Below are 23860 nucleotides of genomic sequence, written 5' to 3'. Positions count from 1 at the left end.
AAAACTAGGTCAAGATAGGGCTATATTCTGATATGGTACGACATGTTAATTGTGTACCTATAGTTGTTCATAATGTATTAATCCCTGATGGATGATACGGATCAGGTAACGGCGAAGACTTTTGCCAGCCAGAGGGACAGTGGCAATAACAAGAGTACACACAATGCAAACGGAATACTGACGAAGGCAGCACCCCAGGCGGCATTCATGGCTATGAGGGCGATTATTCCACCTTTTACGGCTTTGCCGATGTTAGGCCCGGAAGGGTCTTTCATAGCATTGGCCAATGGTTTATTGATCATAAATGCAAAGAGGAGGATAAATGGTAATGCCTGCCAGATGCGTCCGTTCAGGGCTGCCAATATAGCGATGGAGGTATATACCACTGCGTATCCTACGGCTGCTATACGCAGTACCCGTTTATTTCCACCATATACTTCTCCGCGGCTGATCGCTGTAACAGCAGCGATATATACTACGGGTAACAAGCCGATCCACCAGTATTGTAACAAGGCGGGCTCCCAGATGGAGACGCCGAGGAGCAGGTTCAGTCCGCGGCATAATCCCATATTAAAGGGGCCCAGCACTTGGTTGTGTTTTCCCCATCGATTGTATACCAGGGCTGAAACAGCGGTGGCGATGGCGATGTAGCCAGCGGTACTACCGACGGTAAAAGCCGCCAGGATACCTACCAATAGCAGGTAACTTGCCAGTATGATGGCTTGCCCTACGGTGATCACTCCGCTAGGTATGGGACGTTCCGGACGTTCTATTTTGTCCAGTTTGGCGTCCATGATATCGTTGAACATGACACCGCCGCCATACAGGCCGATAGTGGCGAGGCAGAGGCAGGCGATCCTTAACCGGGCATCGAGGCAGTACATATCTGCTCTGAACCAGTATCCGGATATAGCTATACCGGCCAATATATCAGCTATTGCTGTCAATATATTGGCCGGTCGCATTAAACGTAAATATCCTATTAATTTGCTTCCAATATAACTCACCAGTCTACGCGTTTTCCCTAACTGTTAACAAACATAACACTGTAAGATGTTATGGATTAACGAATGATCGTTGAATTTTTATTTACGCGCGGCTGTTGTCCACCTCTCAGCACGGTACTTCCATTAAACTTCAGGCTTTGGTCGATATCCCTGACAGTGTCGAAGTCGGCTTCGTTGATTTGTCCGCTTTGCGCAAATGCAGTTATTGCATTGCGGTAAGTTACCAAATGAATATCATTCGTGTCAATACCACTTTCGTGCATGAGGGCAGCTGTTTTGGGAACGGCGAGGGGATCGCTGATGCCCCAGTCGGCGGCGGAGTTGACCATAATACGTTCGCTTCCATATTGTTTTACAACGGCCACCATACGTTCGTTGCCCATTTTGGTAAACGGGTATATAGTGAAGGCGGCCCAGAAACCTCTGTCGAGGACTTCTTTAACGGTCTCTTCGTTATTATGATCTACGATCACCATGTGGGGGTCGAGGCCATGTTCGATAGCGATGTCCATACTTCTCTGGGTCCCTTTTTTCTTATCGCGGTGGGGGGTATGTATCTGTACGGGCAGGCCGGCTTCTTTGGCCAGTTCCAGTTGTGCGCGGTAATATTTTTCTTCGGCGGCTGTTTGGTCGTCGAAGCCGATCTCACCGATACCTACTACTCCTTCTTTATAGATAAAGAGCGGTAACATTTCCATGACGGCTTCGGCGAGGCGTTCGTTGTTGGCCTCTTTGGAGTTGAGGCCGATGGTACAGTAGTGTTTGATACCGAACTGGGAAGAGCGGAAGCGTTCCCATCCTATGAGGCTGCTGAAGTAATCGCGGAAGGTATCTACACCTGTGCGGGGCTGGCCCAACCAGAAGGAAGGTTCTATGATGGCTACAATCCCTGCATCTGCCATTGCCTGGTAGTCGTCGGTGGTACGGGAGGTCATATGAACATGCGGATCGAAGAATCGCATGCCTTTGATCTTGTCGAGGTAGGCCGGACTATAGGACAGTGGTTGTAAGTCTTTCTCTGTCAAATTGTGGCTGCAACACATAATAATTAATAGTTATCCTGCCGGTGTTAACTGGCAGGGGTGTTTAATACGTGAATATTTTAGCATCTGGGCGCCAGGGCGTCCCAGGTAAGTGTTCCATCTTTGATTTCCTGCTGCAGGGCTTTGTCCTGATGCAGCAAGGTATGAGCTGGTTCATATGGAGACATGGCGCAGGCCAGGGCGGCGGCTTCTTTCTCGATACTGTTTTCGGATTGCCAGATACGTTGTATATCCGGCCAGTTATTATCGTTAATGAAAGGTGCTACCAGTCGCCAGAGTTGTGGATGTACAGGGCGTCCTGCGGCCCATCTTTCATGGGCATAATCGGTGAGGGTAGCCGCCAGTGGCTGGTTAGCCCGTTTATCGAGCCCGGAGATCTGGTGTATAGGTTTTTCTGTGAAAAATGCCTTCATGACCAGCTGGTTCCAGGCTGGTTCTTCCAGGTATCGGGCGGGATAGGGATTGTCTGTCATAATAGCCTGTAGTACGATACCGATGTTGGAGCGAATCCCTTCAGCGGTACGGAGGCGCCAGGCTTCCGGCCATGCCAGCAGGGGGAGGGCGCCATATAAGGCGACCAGCTCGTTCATTTCAGCAGCGTCAAACAGGTTTTCGATCGTTTGTGTATAAGTTTTGCGATCATCAGCAGGTAATTGTAACAACCACCATACTCTTGCCAGGCGATCGAGTGTATAGCCATGAATGGTATATCCATCGATTAGATGGCGGAGAGCGGTTGCTGTTTCTGGTGAAACAGTGATTTCATTTTTGCTTAGAAAGCGAGGTATAGCGGTGAAAGTCAGGTTAAACTGTTGTACAGCGGCTGTGGTTTTCCAGTTAGCCGTGCGTTGTTGTAACCAGGCAAGTCCATTGTCGGTACTTTGCTGTTGAATGACGTCCCATAATAGCGCTTCTACCTTTTCCTTGTCATAGTGATATGCGTTTTCCATTGCGCCTATTGATTATTCCGTTACTGGCTATTTAGCGAATAAAGTTACAGATTCTGCTATAACAACGGGGAAAATTATCCTTTTGGGGGGTAATCCGGGGTTATTTATCTTATTGTTGATCAAAAATAAAAGAGAGGCAACTTGTGCCTCTCCTTCCGCCATTCTAAAAACCTGATTAGTTCATCAGGAGTATCTTTATATACGATATGTAAGTCTCTATGGTTGCCTGCTAAACACTTCTTCAGCGCTTTAGCTTTCTCTGCTATTCGGCAGGATCTTACTGCAATATAAGTAATAAAACCCTTTTTTTCCTAGCGAATGTATGTTAAAACATTCAAGTTAGCCAGAATATTTACCATATAATGATATAGGTAGGGTTACTTTTTTTTATTTATTCCCCGGTAGGTTATCTAGTTGTATTTTGTAGCCAGCATACGGGCCGGAATTTATTCCAGTAAGGTGTCAGGCCATCCTGGATCATGAAACCCTGGGAAAAGTTCCCTAGTACGACATCGGGGTCTCCATCGCCGTCTATGTCATTAACGTCCATGGTGATCCAGCGACCTTCCCGTTGTCCGGGGAGTGTGTAAGGTACAAAGCGCCACTGCGATTGGTGTTCAAAATACAATAATTTCTCTCCCGGCCGGTTTTTCAGGTCGGAGAAGAAAGCGATCGTGACAATATCCAGGTCTCCATCTCCGTCAAAATCTGCTGCGACCGCTTTGGTACAGCCATTTACCGGGTAAAAGAACGCCTGTTCGTATTTAAAATCTCCCTTATTCTCAAAAAGGTAAACTCCATGATAAGGCTTTAAGACCATGGAATAGTCGCTATTATCGCCGCAGGTGTATAGCATATCCAGGCGGCCATCGTGGTTGAAGTCTATAAGTTGGAAGCTGGTTGATCCGTATACGGGTGGGAACTGCAATATTTCTTTTGTATTGTATCCGCCTTTGCCATCATTCAGGAACATCCAAATTCCTTCTTGGGCATGTGCGAATAGGGCCATGATATCGGGCCAGCCATCTCCGTTGAAATCGCCTGTTACCACCTGGGTAGCTCCTGGTACTTCGCGGAGATCAATGCGGGAAAATTCTTCATCTTCTTCATGTCGTTGCAGGATGTACAAACCACCTGCATTATGCCCGAAACCGCATACGATATAGTCTGTGAGGCCATCTTTATTTCCGTCAAAGGGAACAGTCTGCAGGGGACGGGGCATAGCGAGGGCCATCGACTGTAATGGTTTTGCGGTATCGGCGCTGACCTGCATTTTCAATATTTCTCCCTGCGGCAGATCAGTGGCCCGCATATCACCGATGAGTGTGAGTATCAGTGCGGAAGAGTCTATGGCATCCGGTGCCGGGAGGATATTCACTACGGGCGAGCGTAGCTGAGCGACCTGTTTGCTTTCCATGGCGGCATTCCAGCGAAACAGGCGACCGGTGTTATCTGCGGACCAGGTATATCTTCTTATCGTATCGATCCATACCATGGTTGTCCCGGCTACCTGCGTGGTATCTGTCCATTGCGGGGCTTTCATGACGAAAGGTTGTCCTTCTTCGTGGTAGGGTACCGGCAAAGGTGCCGGCAACAAAGAATCCGGTGCTTCTGATTCGAAGTATTTAACGATCGCCATCCATTCTCCATAACTGACAACGGCTTTACTGCCAGCCTTAATATCCTGGAAATATTGGTTCTGTCCCCATACCTGTATACCGACATGAGGCGCCATAGCGGGTAACACATGTTCTGTCCATGTCTTCTTGTCCAGCATATCCGGTGAAACCGGCAGATGGCAGCTGCTACACACTTGTGCTGCCAGCTGTTCTCCTCTAAGCACCTCTTTACTTTTCTTTCGGCCACTATTACAACCCACACCCGTTGTAATACTAAAGCTGACAATGATGAAGCATAGCAGAATAATAAATTGGTTGCGCTTCAAAATGATCTGGATTTAATGAATTTAAGTGGGTGAAGTTACGGAAACGTGGGAAGTAAAAAACTTATATCGAAGTAATATTCTTCTGTATTTACAGGATTAATATAAATTGAAATTTCTTTCTGCGCCAACAGTTTGAAGGACAATGTTGCATGATCCATTCCGATATATGGACTTACCAGTTTTTTGACGGCACCGGCGGAATCTTTGTATGCGTATACCAGGTAACAACCCTCTCTTCTGATCTCCTGTGAATGTTCTTTGCCAGCCAATGCATCCAACATTTGTACCCTCGTAGTATCTTCAATCGGCAACGTTATCTGTTCTTCCGATGGTATGATCTGTAAATCGTCAAATCTTGCCAGCAGTTGTTTGCCATTCTTCTTAAGACCGGCATACTTATCGTCCTGTTTATTATGGGAAAAATACTTCCTGATGAAATCAAACATGATAATAGGGATTTGGCTTTGCAAAGGTAATGGATCGCGCCGGTGTTCATGATACACAAACAGCCGGGATACTTATCCCGGCTGTTTGTGTATTTCAAGTTCTTATGTAGCGACTGATTATTTAGTATCCTTTGTTCTGTGTCAGGGTTGCTTTACCATCTTTCAGGCTCAAGTCGATCTGACGTTGTGGAACGGGATAGTACTCGTTTCTGTTTGCTACAAATGCGCCACCTCTTACATCGGAGGAAATGGTAGATTCGTAGGTGAAGTATTTGGTCATCACATCCTGTGCGATACCCCAGCGGGTGATATCGAAGTAGCGCTGACCTTCCATGCCCAATTCCAGTTTACGTTCGAAACGGATGGCTTTCAATGCGAAGTCTTTTCCACCGCCGGTGAAGGCACCAGCCGGATAAGGAGACACGACGTAATTGGCAGCGGGTACGTTAGAAAATCCATTGAGTGGTTTGGTAGGGTCATTGTATTTGTACACCCAACCTGTAGGATTAGCTGCACGTTGTCTTACCCTGTTTACATAGATCTGTGCCTGGTCCAGATTATTCAATTCGGCTTCTGTTTCGGCGGCCAGCAATAGTACGTCAGCAAAGCGGATCAATACTACGTTGATTGCGGAACCCGGCGCCCAGGCGTTAGCATCTTTGTATTTATCCTGGTTATACTGCCAGTATACGTTTTTCTTGGGACCATAAGGACCTGCATAGGCCTGATCTCTGATCCAGCTGGCTCCGGGGTGGTTACCCCAATCCAGGTAGGGAAGACCACGACGACCTACGGTCCAATCGAGGCGAGGATCTACTGGTCCGGCATCTGGCGTGAATGGATCGGAAGAGCCGAGGCCCTGGTCGTTTTTCACCTGGTTTGCACCCTGGTTGTAGGTATCCAGGAAAGGTAAACCTGCCGCAGAGGTGCGGAAGGAGTTCACGAGGTCCTGGCTGGGTTGGAAGAATCCGCAGCAACCGAATGGGCTGTTGTACGGGAAGTTCAGCATTTCGCCCTGGTTAGAGCTGGTGATCTGGTTAGTTCCGTTGTTGGCAGTCATCTGAATGGCAAATACAGACTCTGCGTTATTCTTGGTAACCGGATCAAAGTTGTCGGAGTATTTAGGCAGCAGATCGTATGGTTTGTTACCGGTTGTTTTACCCTTGGTGATGATCTGGTCGAAGAGGGGTTTAGCATCTGTATATTTACGTTGATACACGTATGTTTTTGCAAGATAGCTGGCGGCTGCCCATTTGTTGGCCCTACCTACTTCTGGTTGTGTTTCGGGCAGGTTATCGTAAGCAAATTTGAAATCGGCTTCGATCTTAGGCCAGATATCGTCTGTATTGGGTTGTTTATAGTTACCGGTAGCGAAGTCGGTCATTGTTTCATCTACCCAGGGTACTTTACCAAACATCTTTTTGAGTTCGAAGTAGTAGTGTCCGCGCAGGAAGCGGGCTTGTGCAGTGATGTTAGTAACATCGGCTGCGGGGATGTTTTTTACTTTCGATAAGATATTCAGTACTACATTGGCTCTTACGACGCCATCAAATGTAGCTTTCCATTTGGTGTTAAAGAAACCGTTGGTGGGGTCGAACTGCCCTTTCATGATCTGGTTGATGGGGGCTTGGTCTACGGCATCACTTCCTTTGTGTGCGTCGCCTGCGGCTACGCTACCATATACCCAGTTGCTCGGAGAGGCTTCCCAGGGGCCACCGCCGCCGATTGCCGCTACGTCCTGCTGTTGTCCGTTCAATGCGGCGTATGTACCGATGAGCAGGTTTTGTACGCCATCGCGTGTGTAGAGATCTTCTTCTTTCAATACGCCCAGTGGTTCTCTTTCCAGGAAACTTTTGCCACAGGAAAAGAGGACTCCGCTAACAGCGACGGCTCCTATAATCAGATATTTTGAAGTTTTCATCTTTCGCATTTTTAGTTTGAATAATGGGCCGGTACTCTGTGTTAATAGTAGTAGCCGGGCACTATCACTACCTTGTTGTCACTATTTATTAGAAGGATACGTTTACACCTACCAGGAATTGACGTTGGTTAGGATAAGTACCTTCATCTATACCGAAGTTCGTGTTACCACCGGTGATTTCAGGATCGATGCCTTTGTATTTGGTAATGGTGAACAAGTTGCTGGCCTGTACGTACAGTCTCACTTTTTCGATACCGATACGTTGGAGCACTGGTTTGGGGAAGGTATATCCGAGCATCATATTTTTTGCTCTCAGGTAGGAACCGTTTTCTACGAAGTAGGAGTTAGGAATACCGTTGGTGCTGAAGTTACCATCGTTTTCCTGGATGGGAGCTTTGGCGTTCATATGATCTGGTCTCCAGGAATCATACAAAGCGGTTTTGCTTTTTGCCCCAGCGAAGGAAGCGTAGAAGTCGGTCCACCAGCGTACGTTATTCCAGATATCATTGCCTTGAGAGCCATACAGGAATATGCTGAAGTCGAAGTTTTTGTAATTCAGTTCGAGGTTCAGGCCGTAGGTGAAGTCAGGGTTGGGGTTACCGATAACGGTTCTGTCTTCCGGTGTGATACGACCGTCGCCGTTAGTATCTGCGTAGCGGAAGCGGCCGATGCCTGCTGCTGTCTGATAGATGGCGTTAGGATCTCCACCTTTTCTGGCTTCTGCATTTGCTGCATCGATCTCGGCCTGGCTGTTCCAGAAGCCGATGATCTTATAACCGAAGAAGGAGGAAACGGGGCTACCTACCTGATTACGGATGATATTATTACCATTGAAGCGTCTTGCTTCCTGATCGAAGTAAGGGGCATCATCTGATACTTTTACGATCTCGTTTTTATAGGTAGTGAAGGTAGCGGTTGCTCTGAAGTGCAGATCTTTTGCCAGGTCGACGTTACCGGAGATCAAGAGGTCCAGACCGGAATTTCTCATTTTAGCGATGTTCACGTCAGGAGCTGTGGGGCGACCGAGGGTAGCTGACAGTTCCGGTTTGAATATCAGGTCGGTGATGTCTTTGCGGTAGTAATCGGCGCTCACTTCGAGTTTGCCTTTGAAGAAGGTCGCATCGAAGCCGATGTTGGCGTTGATGTTGTTTTCCCATTTAGCATTAGCGTTGCCGATATATACTTTGTAGAAACCTTCTGTGAGGGAGTTTGATGCACCCAGGATGTCGTAGAAGGAACCATTTCTGTTCAGGCCATATTGCGTGAAGGCATTGGATGCGTTTACGTTGATCTGGTTACCCATGATACCGTAGCCACCTCTCAGTTTCAGGTCGGAGATCCAGGCTACTCCTTTCATGAAATTTTCCTGGGAAACGCGCCAACCGGCACTTACTGCGGGGAACCAACCAGCGCGGTTATTAGCACCGAAGCGGGAGGATGCATCCCGGCGGATGAGGGCACCCAGCAGGTATTTATCGCGGTATACGTAGTCGAGTCTACCGAACAGGGAGAACAGACCATCTGTATAGCGGCTGCTGCTGTTATCGCGGGTACCGGAACCGGTGGAGAGGGTGGTAAAGTCTGGGTTGAAGGTGAAGTAGCCTTGTGTGGTACCGCCCATTGTACTACCCTGGTTATCGAATGCTTCGGTACCTACCAATACTTTGATATCATGTTGTTGATTGAAGTTCTGGTGATAGGACAAGGTGTTGGTCCAGGTCCAGTTGAAGCCGGTGGAGGTACTTTCTGAGTAGGAGTTCACCTTATTATTCTCTGCGTTCTCATACTCGGGGAATGTGAAGGTGCGGCTCTTTGAGTAGAATATTTCACCACCGAAGCTGGTACGGGCGGTGAAGTGTTTGAGAAAGTCTACTTCTGCGTAGAGGTTACCTAATACACGGTTGCCGGTACCTTTGTTATTCCTGGTACGATCCAGCAGTGCAACGGGGTTACGGGCGTTACCGAGTTGTGCTTTGTTGGTGCTGAAAGAACCAGCGAAGTTGCCCATGATATCACGTACGGGGATGATGGGTTGTTGACGGAACGCCATACCGATGGCGCTCCCCTCTTCCAGTGCGTTGATGCGTGGGTTATCTATTACAGAGAACTCGATATTTTCACCTATACGGATGTGTTTGCGTACATTATACGAGCTGTTGGCACGCACGGTGTAACGTTTCATGTAGGTATTTCTGAGTGTACCCTGTTGGTTGAAATAGTTGAAGGACAAGAAGTAGTTACCCTGGTCTCCGCCGCCACCTACAGAGATGTTGTGGCTGGTGATGGGAGCCGGGCGGAATATTTCGTGGAACCAGTCGGTGCCCCCTTTATTGGCTTTGGAGATACGGTAGAACTGGTCCAGATCGCCGGATTTTCTATAGTTGGGATCTACATAATAGAGAGAGGGGTTTACAGCCGGATCTCCTTCCATGAGACCACCCGGAGCGATATAGTCTGGCAGTCTGGGCCTGTCGCCGCTACCATACAGCCCATCTACGATAGGTTTGGTAGGGTCTGTATTCTTCAGTGCCATCCATTTAAGGTCTGCCATTTCCTGCGGTGTGAGGATATCCCAAACGTTGCCACCTTTAGGGCGTTGTGTGCCGTAGTAGGCATCGTAGTTTACTTTTACTTTTCCGCTACCTTTTTTGGTACTGATCACGATCACACCGTTGGCAGCGCGGGCACCGTATATGGAGGCGGCACCTGCATCTTTGAGGACCTGCATGTTGGCGATATCGTTCGGGTTGATATCGACAATGTTCTGTGTAGGTACTCCATCCACTACATAGAGGGGTGTGTTGTTACCGAAGGTATTGAGACCGCGGATACGTACCTGAGGTTCCTGCCCTGGCTGGCCGGATCCCAGTACGGTGATACCTGACACCTGTCCTTGCAGCATATTATTTACCTGCGCGGTAGGTTGTCTTGCCACCTGCTCCATATTCACTACGGATACGGCGCCGGTGAGGTCTTTCTTTTTCTGTGTCGCGTAACCTGTTACTACGACTTCTTCGAGGGAACCTACTTTTTCTCTCAATTTAACATTGAGTGTGCTTCCTGACACTGTTACTTCTTGTGTTGCGAAGCCAACGAAAGAGAAGACCAGTACATCTCCCTGTGCGGCGGGGAGGGAGAAAACGCCTTCGGGATTGGTAGAAGTACCTTTGTTGGTGCCTTTAATGGCCACCGTTACACCAGGTAAGGGATTGCCACCAACGTCATCGGTCACCTTTCCGGTGATCTTCGCCTGTGCCATAACATTTGTGGTGGAGCATAGCAGCAGCAAACAGCAGCATACTGCCAGCGCATAATAGATGTGTTTCTTCATAACGTGGAGTTTAAAAAGCTAAACTAACGTGTTGAGATTTTTGTGATGTTAACGATATGTGTGATATAAGTGTCTACAAGACAACCAATGGTTGTTGTATTAATTCAGATTTTGGTTTGTTTCGAAATTTAGATTCTGGTTTGTTTGTCCATTAATAAGTTCAATAGTGAGATACTGGGTACTGTCGTGAAATAGTAGTCTTCATTCGTCCATCTGATAACGTTAAAATACCAAGCTAATCGTCTTTACGTGGAAATCACTTACGCTAAAAATTGGTCAACGATTTTTTACAATAGGGCATAATTGTACACCCTTTGTTTTATACTAAACGCGGAACTTTTTTTTTTAAAATTGATTGGTTGAAACGCTCTCTCTTCATCAGACCTGGTAAAGGTCTGTTTAGTGTCAACTCCCTCTAAAACACAGTTAAAACACGCTATACAATGTAAAATCGGGCTTTGCGCTCAATTAACATTAAGCAATTTATAACATTAAATTAACTAATGCAAGTGAAGTTTTAACATTTTTTTATGAACGGTATCTAAACGGTTGACTTTTAGTAGTGCTGCATCTTTTTCTGTATGTTTATAGCCTCTTAAAAAACCAGACATGAAAATATTCAATCTGATCTTTTGTGTGTTGTTTGTATTGTTTGCTGCTTTACAATATAATGATCCGGATCCGTATGTATGGATGCCTATTTATATATACGGTGCTTTGTTTTGTTACCTGGCGGCGCGGGGTCGTTTTTTCAAGACCGCTTATATTGTTGGGATTGTGGTCTACCTGGCTTATGCGGTATATTTATTTTTCACCAAGGACGGTGTCGTTGACTGGGCGACGCAGCATCATGCGGAGAATATTGCGCAGACGATGAAAGCGCAGAAGCCCTGGATAGAAGATACGAGGGAGTTTTTTGGCCTGGCGATCCTGATCGTGGTATTGGGTATCAATTATATCTATGCGGGCAGGCGGTTACGCGCCAGGTAAACCAATTGCTGATATTGCGATAGCCGCAGCGGGGAGGTCTGATAGACATGGACCTCTCCGCTGCGGTTTGTTTTTTTTAGTTCCTCAGGGCGTTAGTAGCTGTACGTACTTCAGGCCGAGGGGATATATTTCGTTAGGGTTGGCGGCATGTATGCGTAGGTAGAGGGAGTGCAGCCTGCGATCACTGCGTAGGGGGAAGGTGATGGTTTTAATGTTTGCGGCCTGGGGTCTGGCATCCGGACCGATCAGCACTTCTCCCAGTTTGGTACCTTCCGGGTGGTCGAGGCGGGCTTCTACTATATAGCCGTACTGCAATACGTCCAGTATGTAGTAGATGAGGCTGATACCATTTACGTCGGTAAGATCGAGATCTTTGTACATGACCCATCCTTGTGCGGTAGGGATGACATATTTGACGCCATCCACTTCCATGGCGGAGGCGCCATCTGCCTTATCGAAACTTTCTGCTGGTATCCTGGCATTTATCAGCTGCACGGAGGCGTTGCTGGTGATGGGTTTGATACCGGGTCCTCCTTTATCGGTGTAGCTAGCCAGCAGGTAGAACACACCGTTATTTTTGATGGGCTGTCCGAGGGTGGGATCGATCTCGCCGGAGAGCGGCAATGATGGTTGCCGCTGGGCGGTTTGCATCAGGGAGAAGATATAGTGTATGATATTATAAGCCTCTGTTTCGGAAAGGGCGGTATAAGCGGCCATGGTATTTTCGCCCCATGTACCGCCGGCGCCGTGGAGGATCTTACCAGCGAGATATTTTATTGCTTTCGGGTCTTTTTTATACCGTTTGGCGATCTGCAGGAATGAGGGGCCGACGGATTTTTCTTCCTGTTTGTGGCAGGACCTGCAATCGTAGGACTCCATGATATTTTTGCCAGCGATAGCGTCGGAGATGATCTCGTGTCGCTGTGGGATAGCCGCTTTATCCAATCCGCCTACGTATTCTGCCTTGATATAGCTATTGGACATATCCAGGTTGCCTGCTGCGGAGCTCCCATCTTCTTTATCACTTACCGTCACGGCATAGTGTATACGTTTGTCCGGGAAGTAGAACATTTTATTGCCCTGTAACCGGATGCTGACCTGCGGGGTTTCATTGCCGGCGTATAGGGTCAGTACATTGCTGCAATTATGGGCACCTTTGTCGTCGATAACGGCGACGGATACCTGGTATTCACCCGCTGTTTTGCAGGTGAAGGTAAATTCGGGGGTATTGGTCTCTATGATACGACCGTTCCCTAGCTGCCAGCGATACTTTAGCGGGTCGCCATCGGGGTCGTTGGCAATGGCTTTAAACGTGGCGGTGAACGGCAGGCCGCCGGTGAGCTTATCGGTCTTTATCTCTACCATAGGAGCGCGATTACCACTGTTGTAATCCAGTCGGGAAAGGCAGGCATTGGGGTTCTTGCTAAACCATCCGCTACCATACTCGAGGAGATATATCCTGCCATCCGGTCCCAATTCCATATCTATCGGGCTATTGAAGCAGGTATGTTCCATGAAGGGTTCCATTTTGAGATAGTTGCTATTCTTGTCCATGGTTACTGCTTTTATCCAGCCACGTACCCAGTCATAGACGAATAGTTTGCCACTGTAATAGTCCGGATAGCGGGACGCTGCCGGGTAGTATTCCGGATAGTATACGGGACCTGCCATGGCATTACGGCCACCGCTGCCCAGCTGTGGGAAGTCGGTGGACCTGGCATATGGATACCAGATGAATGCGGAGTGGGCGGCGGGCAGTTCTTTCAGGCCGGTATTGTTCCTTGAATTATTTATGGGTTTGAGGGGATTAAATGACGGGCCGCTTTCTCCTGTTGCGTAATTGTATTCCCGGTAGGCGTAGTTATTGCCTATGAACATGGGGTAGCCGTAATTCCCCGGTCCTTTGGCCTGGTTGATCTCGTCGTATCCCATTGGCCCCCGTTTGGGATGATCATTGTTGGCATCCGGTCCTACATCGCCCCAGTACAGGAAGTTTGTTTTACGGTCTACGGCGATGCGGTACGGATTTCTGTTGCCCATGACGTAGATCTCCGGACGGGTGTGAGGGGTACCCGGTGCGTACAGGTTTCCTTCGGGGATGGCATAGCTACCATCGGCATTTATTTTTATGCGGAGGATCTTACCCCGCAGGTCGTTGGTATTGGCGGCGGTGCGGCGGGCGTCATACAAGGTATGGCCGGGGCGGTCGTCGAGGGGGGTGAAGCCGCAGTTGCCGTATGTCTGTGCTGGCTCATCGAAGGGGGATGTATTATCTCCTGTGGACAGGTAGAGCAATCCGGTAGGATCGAATGCTAGGGAGCCACCGGTGTGGCAGCACGTTTCGCGTTGTGCATCGACTTCGAGTACTACTTTTTCTGACTGGGTATCTATGTGATGATGTTCGTACCGGAAGCGGGAGAGCCGGTTAACGGAGACATCGGCCGGCGAGTAGTAGATATATACGTAATGGTTCTTTTCGAAGGCGGGGTCGGCGGTGATACCCAGTACGCCTTCATCGGAGACGGCGTCTGGCTTGTCTGACTTATAGTATACTTTCAGGAAGCCTACCTGCGATATTTTTTGGGTTTTGTTGTCGAAGTACATGATCTCGCCGCGGCGTTGGGTGATCAGGACGCTACGATCCGGGAGTATAGCCATCTCCGTTGGTTCGAACAGTTGTCCGGCGGACAGGGTGGTTTTGGTGAAGCGATTTTCTGCCGGTACGCGGGGGGTGGTGGCATGTTTATAATCTGGCTGTATGTTTTTCCCGATTGCATATCTGATCCCGTAGAGCAGGTGTTGGAGGAAGTAGGTTTCGGTATAACTTTCTTCTGTGTGTCCGAGGGCGGTATAGAATGCGCGGCCGCCATTAAATTCATGGCACCAGCAGACGGGATGTTCGGCCCCCATGACGCCGCCCTGGTAGGTCTTTTCGTCGGCGCATATCGCTACCCGGATGTCTTTAGACAGATTTGTGAAGTTGTACCATTCATCGTTATGTTCCCAAGTACGAGGGAGGTTATATTCATTGCGGAGTACGTTACAATGTACTTTGAGGGATGCTTTATCGAGGGGGGCGGGATATTCATCCACATAAGCGCCCAGCAGTTGTCCGTACCAGTCCCAGTCATATGCGGTGCTGGCAGCGGCGTGGATACCAACATATCCTCCACCCGCCTGTATATATCTTTCGAAGTCGGCTTTTTGCGTATGATCGAGTAAGTTGCCGGAGGTGTTAAGGAAGATCACGGCGGCGTATCGCGTCAAGGTGTCTTCATCGAACAGGGAGGCGTCGCGGGTGGTATCTACCTCGAATCCATATTCGATTCCCATCTCCTGTATGGCATTGATGGCAGCGGGTATAACTGCCTGGTGTTGATCTTTGTAGTGGGCAAATATCAATACTTTGGGTTTTCCCGGCCGGCATTTTTCACAGCTGCTGACGACAGTGCTGATGACCAGTAACAAAATAATGGTAACCAAACGATTCATAATGACGATTAGTTTTTGTTGTATGGCATGGGCATCCCTATCACTATAGGTGAGTATAGAGTGACCTGGCAAGACTTTTTACTATCCGCACAATGCGGTGTTGCTACTATTGCATATTACTTGTATGCCTAAAAAAGGATTGTTGATGAGCAGGTCCCGGGTGTGTAGGTATCACCAGGGCTTTAGTCTTGTTTTTACATCACATCTGAGCATTGCTACTTAACGTACCGGGGTACCAGTTATGTATACAGCATAAAAATATTTTCCTAGTTGTTAACTGAGCTATTCTAAAAATCAACCTTTTCCTCTGGCTGCAAGTTATTAAAACTTTTGCTAACTAAACCGTTTTAGCGTTGCCTTTTTTAGTAGCGCTAATCATTTGGCATTCTCAACAGAATTTATACGGGTACTTATATATCTTTGCTTTAATAGTATCAGTGACACTTATAAAGTAAACAGGGATGAACGATTGATTCGTTCATCCCTGTTTATGTTTTATTATTTGTATACTAATTCGACTATTTCGCCAGTAGTTGCAGGTATTTGAGACCTACGGGATGTTTTTCTTCCGGGTTGGCGGCATGTATTTTCAGGTACAGGTTGTGTGGCTTACCATCGGTCAGCGGTGTAAAGCTGATGGTTTTGGTATTGGGCACCTGTTGTTTGGCGCCGGGGCCGATGAGGGCTTCACCCAGTTTAGGGCCATCGGGTTGATCGAGGCGTGCTTCTACTATGTATCCAAACTTAGGTTCTTCGAGTATGAAGTAGATGATGTTGATGCCATTTACTTCTGTGAGGTCGAGGTCTTTGTACATTACCCATCCTTGTGCGGTGGGTATAACGTATTTCTCTCCTTCTACTTCTACAGCGGAGGCGCCATCGGCTTTATCGAAGTTTTCTGCATGGAGTTTAGCGTTGATAAGCTGAGCGGAAGCTGCGCCGGTGATTGGTTTGATGCCGGGGCCACCTTTGTCGGTGTAGCTGGCCAGGAGGTAGAATACGCCATTGTCTTTGAGTGGGTTGCCAACGGTGGGATCTATCTCTCCGGTGAGTGGCAGGGACGGTTGCCGTTGTTTGTCGCCGGTGAGGGAGAAGATATATTCTACGATCTGGTGCGCTTCGCCTTTGGATATGGTGGGGTGAGCGGCCATGGCGGTTTCGCCCCATACGCCGCCGCCACCTTGGATGATCTTATTGGCCAGGAAGTCGGGGGCTTTAGGGTCTTGTTTGTATCGTTCGGCTACCTGTACGAATGAGGGGCCGATGGATTTTTCGTTGAGTTTGTGACAGGTTTTACAGTCGCTGGATTCCATGATGTTTTTACCCGCGATGGCGCCGGAGATGATCTGGTGGCCTTGTGGCATGGCGGCTTTGTCGCGGCCTTCCACATATTCTGCTTTGATGTAGACGTTGGCCGGGTCGAGGTTACCAGCGGAGGAGGTACCATCTTCTTTATCATTGATATTTACGGTATAGTGAACACGTTTGCCCGGGAAGTAGAACATTTTATTGCCCTGGATATTGACGTTCACCTGAGGTGTTTCGTTGCCGGCGTAGATGGTGATGACGTTACTGCGGGTGCGGGCACCTTTATCATCGACCACTTCTACGGACACCTGGTATTCACCTGCGGTGGAGTAGGCGTATTCTATTTCGGGGGTATTGGTTTCTTTTTTGTTGCCATTGCCGAAGTACCAGAGGTATTTCAGTTTATCGCCATCGGGATCAGTGCCTTCGGCTTTGAGTTTGGCGGTGAAGGGCAGGCTACCGGTGAGCTTGTCTACGCTGATGGTGGCTATGGGGGGGCGGTTGCCGCCATTGTAGTCGATGCGGGACAGGCCGGCGTCGGCGTTTTTGCTGAACCATCCGCTACCATATTCGAGTACGTAGATACGGCCATCGGGGCCCATTTCCATATCGATGGGTGCGTTGAACTTGGTATGTTCCATGAACGGTTCCATTTTGGCGAAGTTGCCATCTTTGTCCATGGTTACGGCTTTGATCCATCCACGTACCCAATCGTAGATAAAGAATTTACCATTATAATAATCCGGGAAGCGGGTGGCTTGCGGATAGAATTCGGGGTAGTAGATGGGGCCTGCCATGGCATTACGGCCACCGCTGCCTACCTGAGGGAATTCTTTGGATTTGCCGTAGGGGTACCAGATGAATGCCGGTTGTGCGGGCGGCAGTTCTTTGAGGCCGGTGTTGTTACGGGAGCTATTAATAGGTTTGGCGGCATCGTAGGGGGGGCCGCTTTCGCCTGTTTCGTAGTTGTATTGGTGGTAGGCGTAGTTGTTACCAACGAACATGGGGTATCCGTAGTTACCTGGCTTTTTAGCCTGGTTTATTTCGTCGTATCCCATGGGTCCACGTTGTGGGTTGTCGTTGTTGGCATCGGGGCCTACTTCGCCCCAGTAGATGTAATTGGTCTTACGATCGACGGAGATGCGGTATGGGTTCCTGGTACCCATTACATAGATCTCGGGGCGGGTGTTGGGAGTGCCTGGTTTGAAGAGGTTACCTTCAGGGATGCTGTAGGAGCCATCTTCTTTCACGCGTATGCGGAGGATCTTACCACGGAGGTCGTTGGTATTGGCGGAGGAGCGGCGGCCATCGTACTGGAGGTGTCCGGGACGATCATCGGAGGGGCCGAAGCCGTTGCTACCATATTTCTGGCCAGGTTCGTCGAAAGGCGTGGAGTTATCTCCGGTGGTGAGATATAGCAATCCATCCTGGCCGAAGGCGATAGAGCCGCCGGTGTGGCAGCATATCTGGCGTTGGGAGTAGAGTTGCAATATCATCTGTTCGGACTTCAGATCGATCTGGTTGTTTTCGAATTTGAAGCGGGAGAGTCTGTTAACGGAGGTATCTACCGGAGAGTAATAGATGTATACGTAATGATTTTTGTCGAAGGCGGGATCGGCGGCGATGCCCAGTACGCCTTCTTCTGCATTGACGTTAGGGATATCTGTCTTGTAGTATACGTTGAGGAATCCTACTTGAGACAGGGCTTTGGTTTTGTTGTTGAAGAACATGATCTCACCGCGGCGTTGTGCAACGAGGACGCTGAGATCGGGCAGGATGGTCATTTCGGTGGGTTCGAAGAATTCGCCTGCTGTGAGTACGGTTTTGGTGAAACGGTTTTCGTCGGGTACGCGTTGAGTGGTTGCTTTGGCGTAGTCGAGTACTGCATTTTCGCCCATGGCGTATTTGATACCACCGAGGAGGTGTTTGATGAAGTTGGCTTCTGTGTAGCTTTCATCGGTGTGCCCAAGTTCGGTGTAGAAGGCGCGGCCGCCATCGAAGTCGTGGTACCAGCTGATGGGGTGGTTATCGCCCATGGAGCCGCCCTGGTAGGTTTTTTCATCTACGGAGAGGATGACCTTTGTGTCTTTGTTCAGGTTTCTGAAGTTGTACCATTCGTCGACATGTTCCCATTTTTCGGGGAGGCCGCTGGTGGCGGGGAACGTTTTATCCTTTATGATGAGGGATGCTTTGTGTACGCCTTCGGGGTGGTTGGCGAAGTAGGCACCTGCCAGTTGGCCGTACCAGGGCCAGTCGTATTCGGTGTCGGTGGCGGAGTGTACGCCTACGTACCCACCGCCGGCCTGGATATAGCGTTCGAAGTCGGCTTCCTGTACGTGGTTGAGTACATCGCCGGTGGTATTGAGGAATATTACGGCGGCGTAGTGTTGTAATGAGTCTTCGTTGAAGTAGGCGGCATTTTCGGTGGTATCTACTTCGAAGCCATTTTCGGCGCCCAGTTTCTGGACGGCTTTTATACCTGCGGGTATAGACGCGTGGCGGAAACCGGTGGTTTTGGAGAACACCAGAACTTTGGGTTTGCCTGGCCGGGTTTTGTTGCAGCTGCTGATGACAGTGCCCATTCCCAGCAATAACATCATCGTGATTAGATATCTCATGCTATCAGTTGGATTTACTGGTGGAATCTTTTTATTGGTGAATAATATTTCATGGTGTGATAAGTGCATAGTGTGTTAGCGTGCCAGTACTGTTTTTCCTGGTTTGCTCTGTTTGCGTTCTTTTCTGTCTTTATTTTTTTCGGTGCCCATGGCATAGCGGAGGCCACCGAGGATGTGTTGGAGGAAAGCAGGGTCTTTGTATGACTCTTGGGTATGGCCGAGGGCGGTATAGAAGGCGCGGCCGCCATCGAACTGGTGGTACCAGGCCATGGGGTGGTTATCGCCGTTTTTGCCACCCTGATAGGAACGTTCATCTATTTTGATGAGGACATGTGTATCGGCGTTGATGTCTTTAAAATTGTACCATTCGTCCCAACGTATCCAGCTGTTAGGCAGGTGTTGGGTAGCGGGATGGTTGTGGTCGATGACGAGGAGGGAGGCTTCTTGTTGTTTGGGATGGCTGGCGAACCAGGCGCCGGCCAGTTGGTTGTACCAAGGCCAGTCGTATTCTGTATCGGCGGCAGCATGGATGCCCATGTATCCCCCACCCTTCTGAATATATGACTGCATGGCCAGTTGTTGTGTGCTGTCGAGTACATCGCCGGTGGTATTAAAGAATAGTATGGCAGCGTATTGGGACAAGTTGGCGGAGGTGAATGCAGTAGCGTCTTCTGTGGTATCGACGGTGAAGTTATTTTCATTTCCCAGTTTGATGAGTGCTTCTTTACCTGAGGGAATGCAATCGTGCCGGAAGCCTGTTGTTTTGGAGAACACCAATACTTTGGGTTGGGATTTGGATTGCGCCATTGTGGTGAATGGGGACAGGGAGCAAGCTACCAGGAAGGAGAGTGTGTATTTTTTGATCCGGGAGAACATCATGTTGAGGATAAGCTGTTTTAAAGCGAAAAGCACCGTTTGTTTGCGGTGCTTTTCAAGAAGTTACTATAGCTCATTAGAGGGTACGTATCTTGATATTGCGATACGATACTTTATCTCCATGGTCCTGGAGGGCGATATGTCCTTTAGGGAAGGTGCCGAATCCAGACCAGGTTTTGAATTTGCTGTTAGTTACGAGTTCTTTCCATTCGTCAGTGCCTATGGTTGTTTCTACTGTTTTCACGCCATTGAGCCAGAAGGTAAGGTGGCCATCTTTTTTCTGAATTTTGGCTACGTTCCATTCGCCGACGGGTTTGGCGGCGGCTTGGGTAGATTTTTTCAGGTCGTAGAGGTCGCCGGAGTTATGTTTAGTGATTTTACCATCGGGATGTTTGGCATCGTCGAGCACCTGCATTTCAGGGCCGGTGAGGTAAGTAGCTTTATACTTAGGGTCTTCGCTTACGCCGAAGATGATACCGCTGTTACCACCTTCTGATATTTTCCATTCGAGGGAGAGTTCGTAGTTTTCGTATTCGCCATCGGTTACGAGGTCGCCGCCCGGGGCGCCATTTTTCTTTTGTTCCGGATCGAGTACGAGGGCGCCATCGATGATTTGCCAGGCGGGGCTGGCTTCAGACTTTTGGAAGGTATGCCAGCCTTTGGTGGTTTTGCCATCGAACAGCAGTTGCCAGCCCGCTTTTTTTTCTTTAGCGGAGAGGGTATTAGCCTGTTGGGCGGATGCGGTGCCCGAAGCGAGCAATGTGCCGATAGCCATTGCTGAGAATATAAAACGCTTCATCATGGTTATAATTTTAGCATTAGTGTCAATGTTACGTCGCTGCTGTGTTGGTGGATGCGCTGTTACGGTGATTATTTACCGACGGACAGGATGTATTTCACCATTTCTTTTGCGTCGTCTTTGGAGATATCCGGATGAGGCAGCATGGCTACTTCTCCCCAGTTACCGCTACCACCTTTGATCACTTTATCGGCGAGCATGTCGATATTTTTGTCGTTGGTTTCGTACTTGGCGGCTACGTCTTTATAGGCGGGACCTACGAGTTTCATTTCTTCTTTGTGGCAGGTTTTGCAATCTTTTTGGGAGATGAGTTCTTCTCCTTTTGATTTGGTGGCGCCACCGCCGCTTACCATGGAATTATCAGCAGCAGGCGTTGTTTCTGTTTCGCTTTTAGCCTGTTCTGCTTTTTTGTCACCGCCACCACAAGCGGCGAAGAATACAGCACTTACCATCACCGGCATCAAGAATCGCTTTCTCATTTTGTTTGTTATTGGTTTGTGTTAAATTTAAGTTGATCCCCGAAAATGTCAAGATATAAAAAGTATCTGATAAAACGTTTTAGTAAAGGATAGACGGTGATAAACTGTCTGGTTTACAATCCTAACACTTTTTTATTAAAAGTTTGGTCTGCGCCGGTTCCGGCGAAGTCATCAAAAGCTTTATCGGTAACGCGGATGATATGGTCTTTGATGAAGGGGGCGCCTTCGCGTGCGCCATCTTCGGGATGTTTCATGCAGCATTCCCATTCGAGTACGGCCCATCCATCGAAGCCATATTGTGTGAGTTTGCTGAATACGCCTTTGAAGTTCACCTGTCCATCGCCGAGGGATCTGAATCTACCGGGGCGATCTATCCAGGACTGATAACCGCCGTAGACGCCGGAGCGGCCTGTTGGGTTGAATTCGGCATCTTTCACGTGGAAAGCTTTGATTCTTTCGTGGTAGATATCGATATATGCCAGGTAGTCGATGCATTGCAGGACGAGGTGGCTTGGATCGTAGAGGAGGTTGGCTCTTTTGTGGTTGTTGGTAGCTTCGAGGAATCGTTCGTAGGAGACGCCATCGTGGAGGTCTTCTCCGGGGTGGATTTCGTAGCAGAGGTCAACGCCTTGTTCGTCGAATTCGTTGAGGATGGGGAGCCAGCGGTTGGCCAGTTCTTTGAAACCTGTTTCGACGAGGCCTGCCGGGCGTTGGGGCCAGGGGTATACGGTATGCCAGAGGAGGGAGCCGGAGAAGGTAGCGTGGGCGTTGAGGCCCAGGTTTCTGCTGGCTTTGGCGGCGTATTTAAGTTGGTTAACGGCCCATTCCTGGCGGGCGGCGGTGTTACCTCTTTTATCGGCGGGGGCGAAACCATCGAAGAGGTCGTTGTAGGCTGGGTGAACGGCTACTAGTTGTCCCTGGAGGTGGGTGGAGAGTTCGGTGATCTCCAGTCCTGCTTCGTTAACGATCCCTTTTATTTCGTCGGCATATGTTTTACTTTCTGCTGCTTTTTGGAGGTCGATGAAGCTGCTGATCCAGGTGGGTATTTGCACGCCTTTGAATCCCAGGGTGGCTGCCCATTGGCAGATGCTTTTCAGGCTATTGAAGGGGGCGTTATCGCCGGCGAATTGTGCCAGGAATATGCCCGGTCCTTTGATTGTTTTCATGATCTTACGCTCTTGTTTATGCGCAGGCCATCTTTTGTGGGGATTTGCCTGCGGCGCTACACAAATAATCCTAGATGGTGAAGGCGGTCCACTTTTGTTCGCTCTGGGAGGATTTCACGACGTTGTCGATGAAAGCCATTCCTCTGATGCCTTCTTCTACGCCCGGGAAGTCGAGCATTTCGGGGGTAGGTTGCTGGCCATCGATTTTGGCCATGAGGGTGAGGGCGAAGTTGCGGTAGAGGTTACCGAAAGCTTCGAGGTAGCCTTCGGGGTGGCCTCCGGGGGTGCGGGTGTTGTGAACGGCGAAGCTGGATTGGTATCCGCCGTAGTTGCCACCGGCGCGATATATTTCGGTGGGTTTATCGAGCCATTTTACCAGGAGGGTATTGGGTTCGTGTTGTGCCCATTCGAGTCCACCTTTTTCTCCATATACTCTTATTTTGAGTGCATTTTCTTCGCCGGCGGCTACCTGTGATGCCATGAGGACGCCAGCGGCGCCGTTGTCGAATCGGAGGAGGACGGCCCCATCATCATCGAGGGCGCGGCCGGGGACGAGGATATTGAGGTCGGCGCACATTTTTTCTATTTTGGCGCCGGAGATGTATTCTGCGAGGTTAGCGGCATGGGTACCGATGTCGCCCATTGCGCCGCTTTTGCCGGAGCGTTTGGGATCGGTTCTCCAGGCGGCCTGGGCGTTTCCTTCTTTTTCGCTCAGTTTGCTCAGCCAACCCTGGGGGTATTCTACCCATACTTTGCGGATCTGGCCGAGGGCACCCTCTTTTACCATCTGGCGGGCCTGTTTTACCAGGGGATAGCCGGTATATGTGTGTGTGAGCAGGAGGGTTTTGCCTGTCTGTTCTACTTTTTCTTTGAGTTGTTTGGCTTCATCGAGGGTGAAGGTGATGGGTTTTTCGATCACGATATTAAACCCTTTATCGAGGGCCATCATAGCCGGTTCGAAGTGAGCGAAGTTGGGTGTAACGATGGTGATGAAGTCGAGTCTTTCCGATTCGGGCATTGCGGCTTCTTTTTCCAGCATGGTTTTGAAGTCGGTGTAGGTGCGATTTGGATCGAGGAACAGTGCTTCGCCGGAAGCGACAGCGACTTCGGGGTTGATGCTTAATGCGCCCGCTTTCAATTCAACCAGGCCGTCCATATTGGCGGCGATGCGATGGATGGCACCGATGAAGGCATCTTTGCCGCCACCGATCATTCCCATTCTTAACTTACGATTCATATGGCTATCAATTTATGCTTGACTTACTATTTATATTTTTTTTCGCAGCCATTGTCTGTGGAACTACCAGACGGCCTAATAACGTGGAATTATACTTGTTATGTTAGTGAAACTTACTCACCGCGATTCAAACCTTTAAATTTATAAAAAGTATTTTCATATTTCCCTCTTTTTGTGCAAGGAAGCTGGATTTTTATTAAAAAAATCACGTAAACGTATACGCAGGTATCCGATTATGCGGGTGGCGGTACG

15 protein-coding genes are annotated in these 23860 nt (G+C 49.0%); 1 reads left to right on the top strand and 14 read right to left on the bottom strand.

What is annotated here, in order from left to right; all coding sequences use genetic code 11:
• Positions 1 to 101: 101 nt before the first annotated feature.
• The 7 genes from eboC to KTO58_RS27095 all read right to left on the bottom strand — a co-directional run bounded on the left by eboC (position 102) and on the right by KTO58_RS27095 (position 10643).
• Complete coding sequence (gene eboC, locus KTO58_RS27125) at positions 102 to 965, bottom strand: UbiA-like protein EboC (RefSeq protein WP_095836401.1); 864 nt, start codon at positions 963 to 965, stop codon at positions 102 to 104.
• 98 nt (positions 966 to 1063) lie between these two features.
• Positions 1064 to 2032, bottom strand: a complete 969-nt coding sequence (locus KTO58_RS27120; RefSeq protein WP_225859940.1) for a TatD family hydrolase — start codon at positions 2030 to 2032, stop codon at positions 1064 to 1066.
• Positions 2033 to 2109: 77 nt separating this feature from the next.
• Positions 2110 to 3000 carry an EboA domain-containing protein gene (locus tag KTO58_RS27115; protein WP_095836403.1) on the bottom strand — a complete coding sequence of 297 codons (891 nt, stop codon included), beginning with the start codon at positions 2998 to 3000 and terminating at the stop codon, positions 2110 to 2112.
• Positions 3001 to 3406: 406 nt separating this feature from the next.
• Positions 3407 to 4945, bottom strand: a complete 1539-nt coding sequence (locus KTO58_RS27110; RefSeq protein ID WP_157752716.1) for an FG-GAP repeat domain-containing protein — start codon at positions 4943 to 4945, stop codon at positions 3407 to 3409.
• 35 nt (positions 4946 to 4980) lie between these two features.
• Entirely contained in the window at positions 4981 to 5391 is a 411-nt protein-coding gene (locus KTO58_RS27105; protein WP_095836405.1) for a hypothetical protein, read from the bottom strand.
• Between the two features lie 121 nt (positions 5392 to 5512).
• Entirely contained in the window at positions 5513 to 7312 is a 1800-nt protein-coding gene (locus KTO58_RS27100) for a RagB/SusD family nutrient uptake outer membrane protein (protein WP_095836406.1), read from the bottom strand.
• Positions 7313 to 7400: 88 nt separating this feature from the next.
• The gene (locus KTO58_RS27095) at positions 7401 to 10643 is read right to left on the bottom strand and encodes a SusC/RagA family TonB-linked outer membrane protein (protein WP_095836407.1); all 3243 of its coding nucleotides are present in this window, start codon (positions 10641 to 10643) and stop codon (positions 7401 to 7403) included.
• Between the two features lie 609 nt (positions 10644 to 11252).
• Here KTO58_RS27095 and KTO58_RS27090 point away from each other — a divergent pair.
• On the top strand, positions 11253 to 11633 hold the full coding sequence (locus KTO58_RS27090) for a transmembrane 220 family protein (RefSeq protein WP_095836408.1): 381 nt from the start codon (positions 11253 to 11255) through the stop codon (positions 11631 to 11633).
• Between the two features lie 84 nt (positions 11634 to 11717).
• On the opposite strand, the gene KTO58_RS27085 is transcribed toward KTO58_RS27090, so the two are convergent.
• From KTO58_RS27085 to KTO58_RS27055, 7 genes are all read right to left on the bottom strand, one after another.
• Positions 11718 to 15125, bottom strand: a complete 3408-nt coding sequence (locus KTO58_RS27085) for a ThuA domain-containing protein (protein WP_095841373.1) — start codon at positions 15123 to 15125, stop codon at positions 11718 to 11720.
• Between the two features lie 518 nt (positions 15126 to 15643).
• Positions 15644 to 19051 (bottom strand): ThuA domain-containing protein, encoded by a 3408-nt coding sequence (locus tag KTO58_RS27080; protein WP_198315096.1) that lies wholly within the window; start codon positions 19049 to 19051, stop codon positions 15644 to 15646.
• A 75-nt stretch (positions 19052 to 19126) separates the two neighbouring features.
• On the bottom strand, positions 19127 to 19930 hold the full coding sequence (locus tag KTO58_RS27075) for a ThuA domain-containing protein (protein WP_095836410.1): 804 nt from the start codon (positions 19928 to 19930) through the stop codon (positions 19127 to 19129).
• A gap of 73 nt (positions 19931 to 20003) precedes the next feature.
• Positions 20004 to 20729, bottom strand: coding sequence for a 3-keto-disaccharide hydrolase (locus KTO58_RS27070; protein WP_225859939.1), 726 nt, complete (start codon positions 20727 to 20729; stop codon positions 20004 to 20006).
• A gap of 68 nt (positions 20730 to 20797) precedes the next feature.
• Positions 20798 to 21205 (bottom strand): c-type cytochrome, encoded by a 408-nt coding sequence (locus KTO58_RS27065; protein ID WP_095836411.1) that lies wholly within the window; start codon positions 21203 to 21205, stop codon positions 20798 to 20800.
• Positions 21206 to 21318: 113 nt separating this feature from the next.
• Positions 21319 to 22371, bottom strand: a complete 1053-nt coding sequence (locus tag KTO58_RS27060; protein WP_095836412.1) for a sugar phosphate isomerase/epimerase family protein — start codon at positions 22369 to 22371, stop codon at positions 21319 to 21321.
• Between the two features lie 70 nt (positions 22372 to 22441).
• The gene (locus KTO58_RS27055) at positions 22442 to 23608 is read right to left on the bottom strand and encodes a Gfo/Idh/MocA family protein (RefSeq protein ID WP_095836413.1); all 1167 of its coding nucleotides are present in this window, start codon (positions 23606 to 23608) and stop codon (positions 22442 to 22444) included.
• Between the last annotated feature and the right edge of the window lie 252 nt (positions 23609 to 23860).

This window comes from Chitinophaga pendula (assembly GCF_020386615.1).
In the GTDB taxonomy this organism is placed as follows: domain Bacteria; phylum Bacteroidota; class Bacteroidia; order Chitinophagales; family Chitinophagaceae; genus Chitinophaga; species Chitinophaga pendula.
The sequence above is the reverse complement of the archived record's forward strand: the minus strand, read 5'-3'. Positions and strand labels throughout refer to the sequence as shown.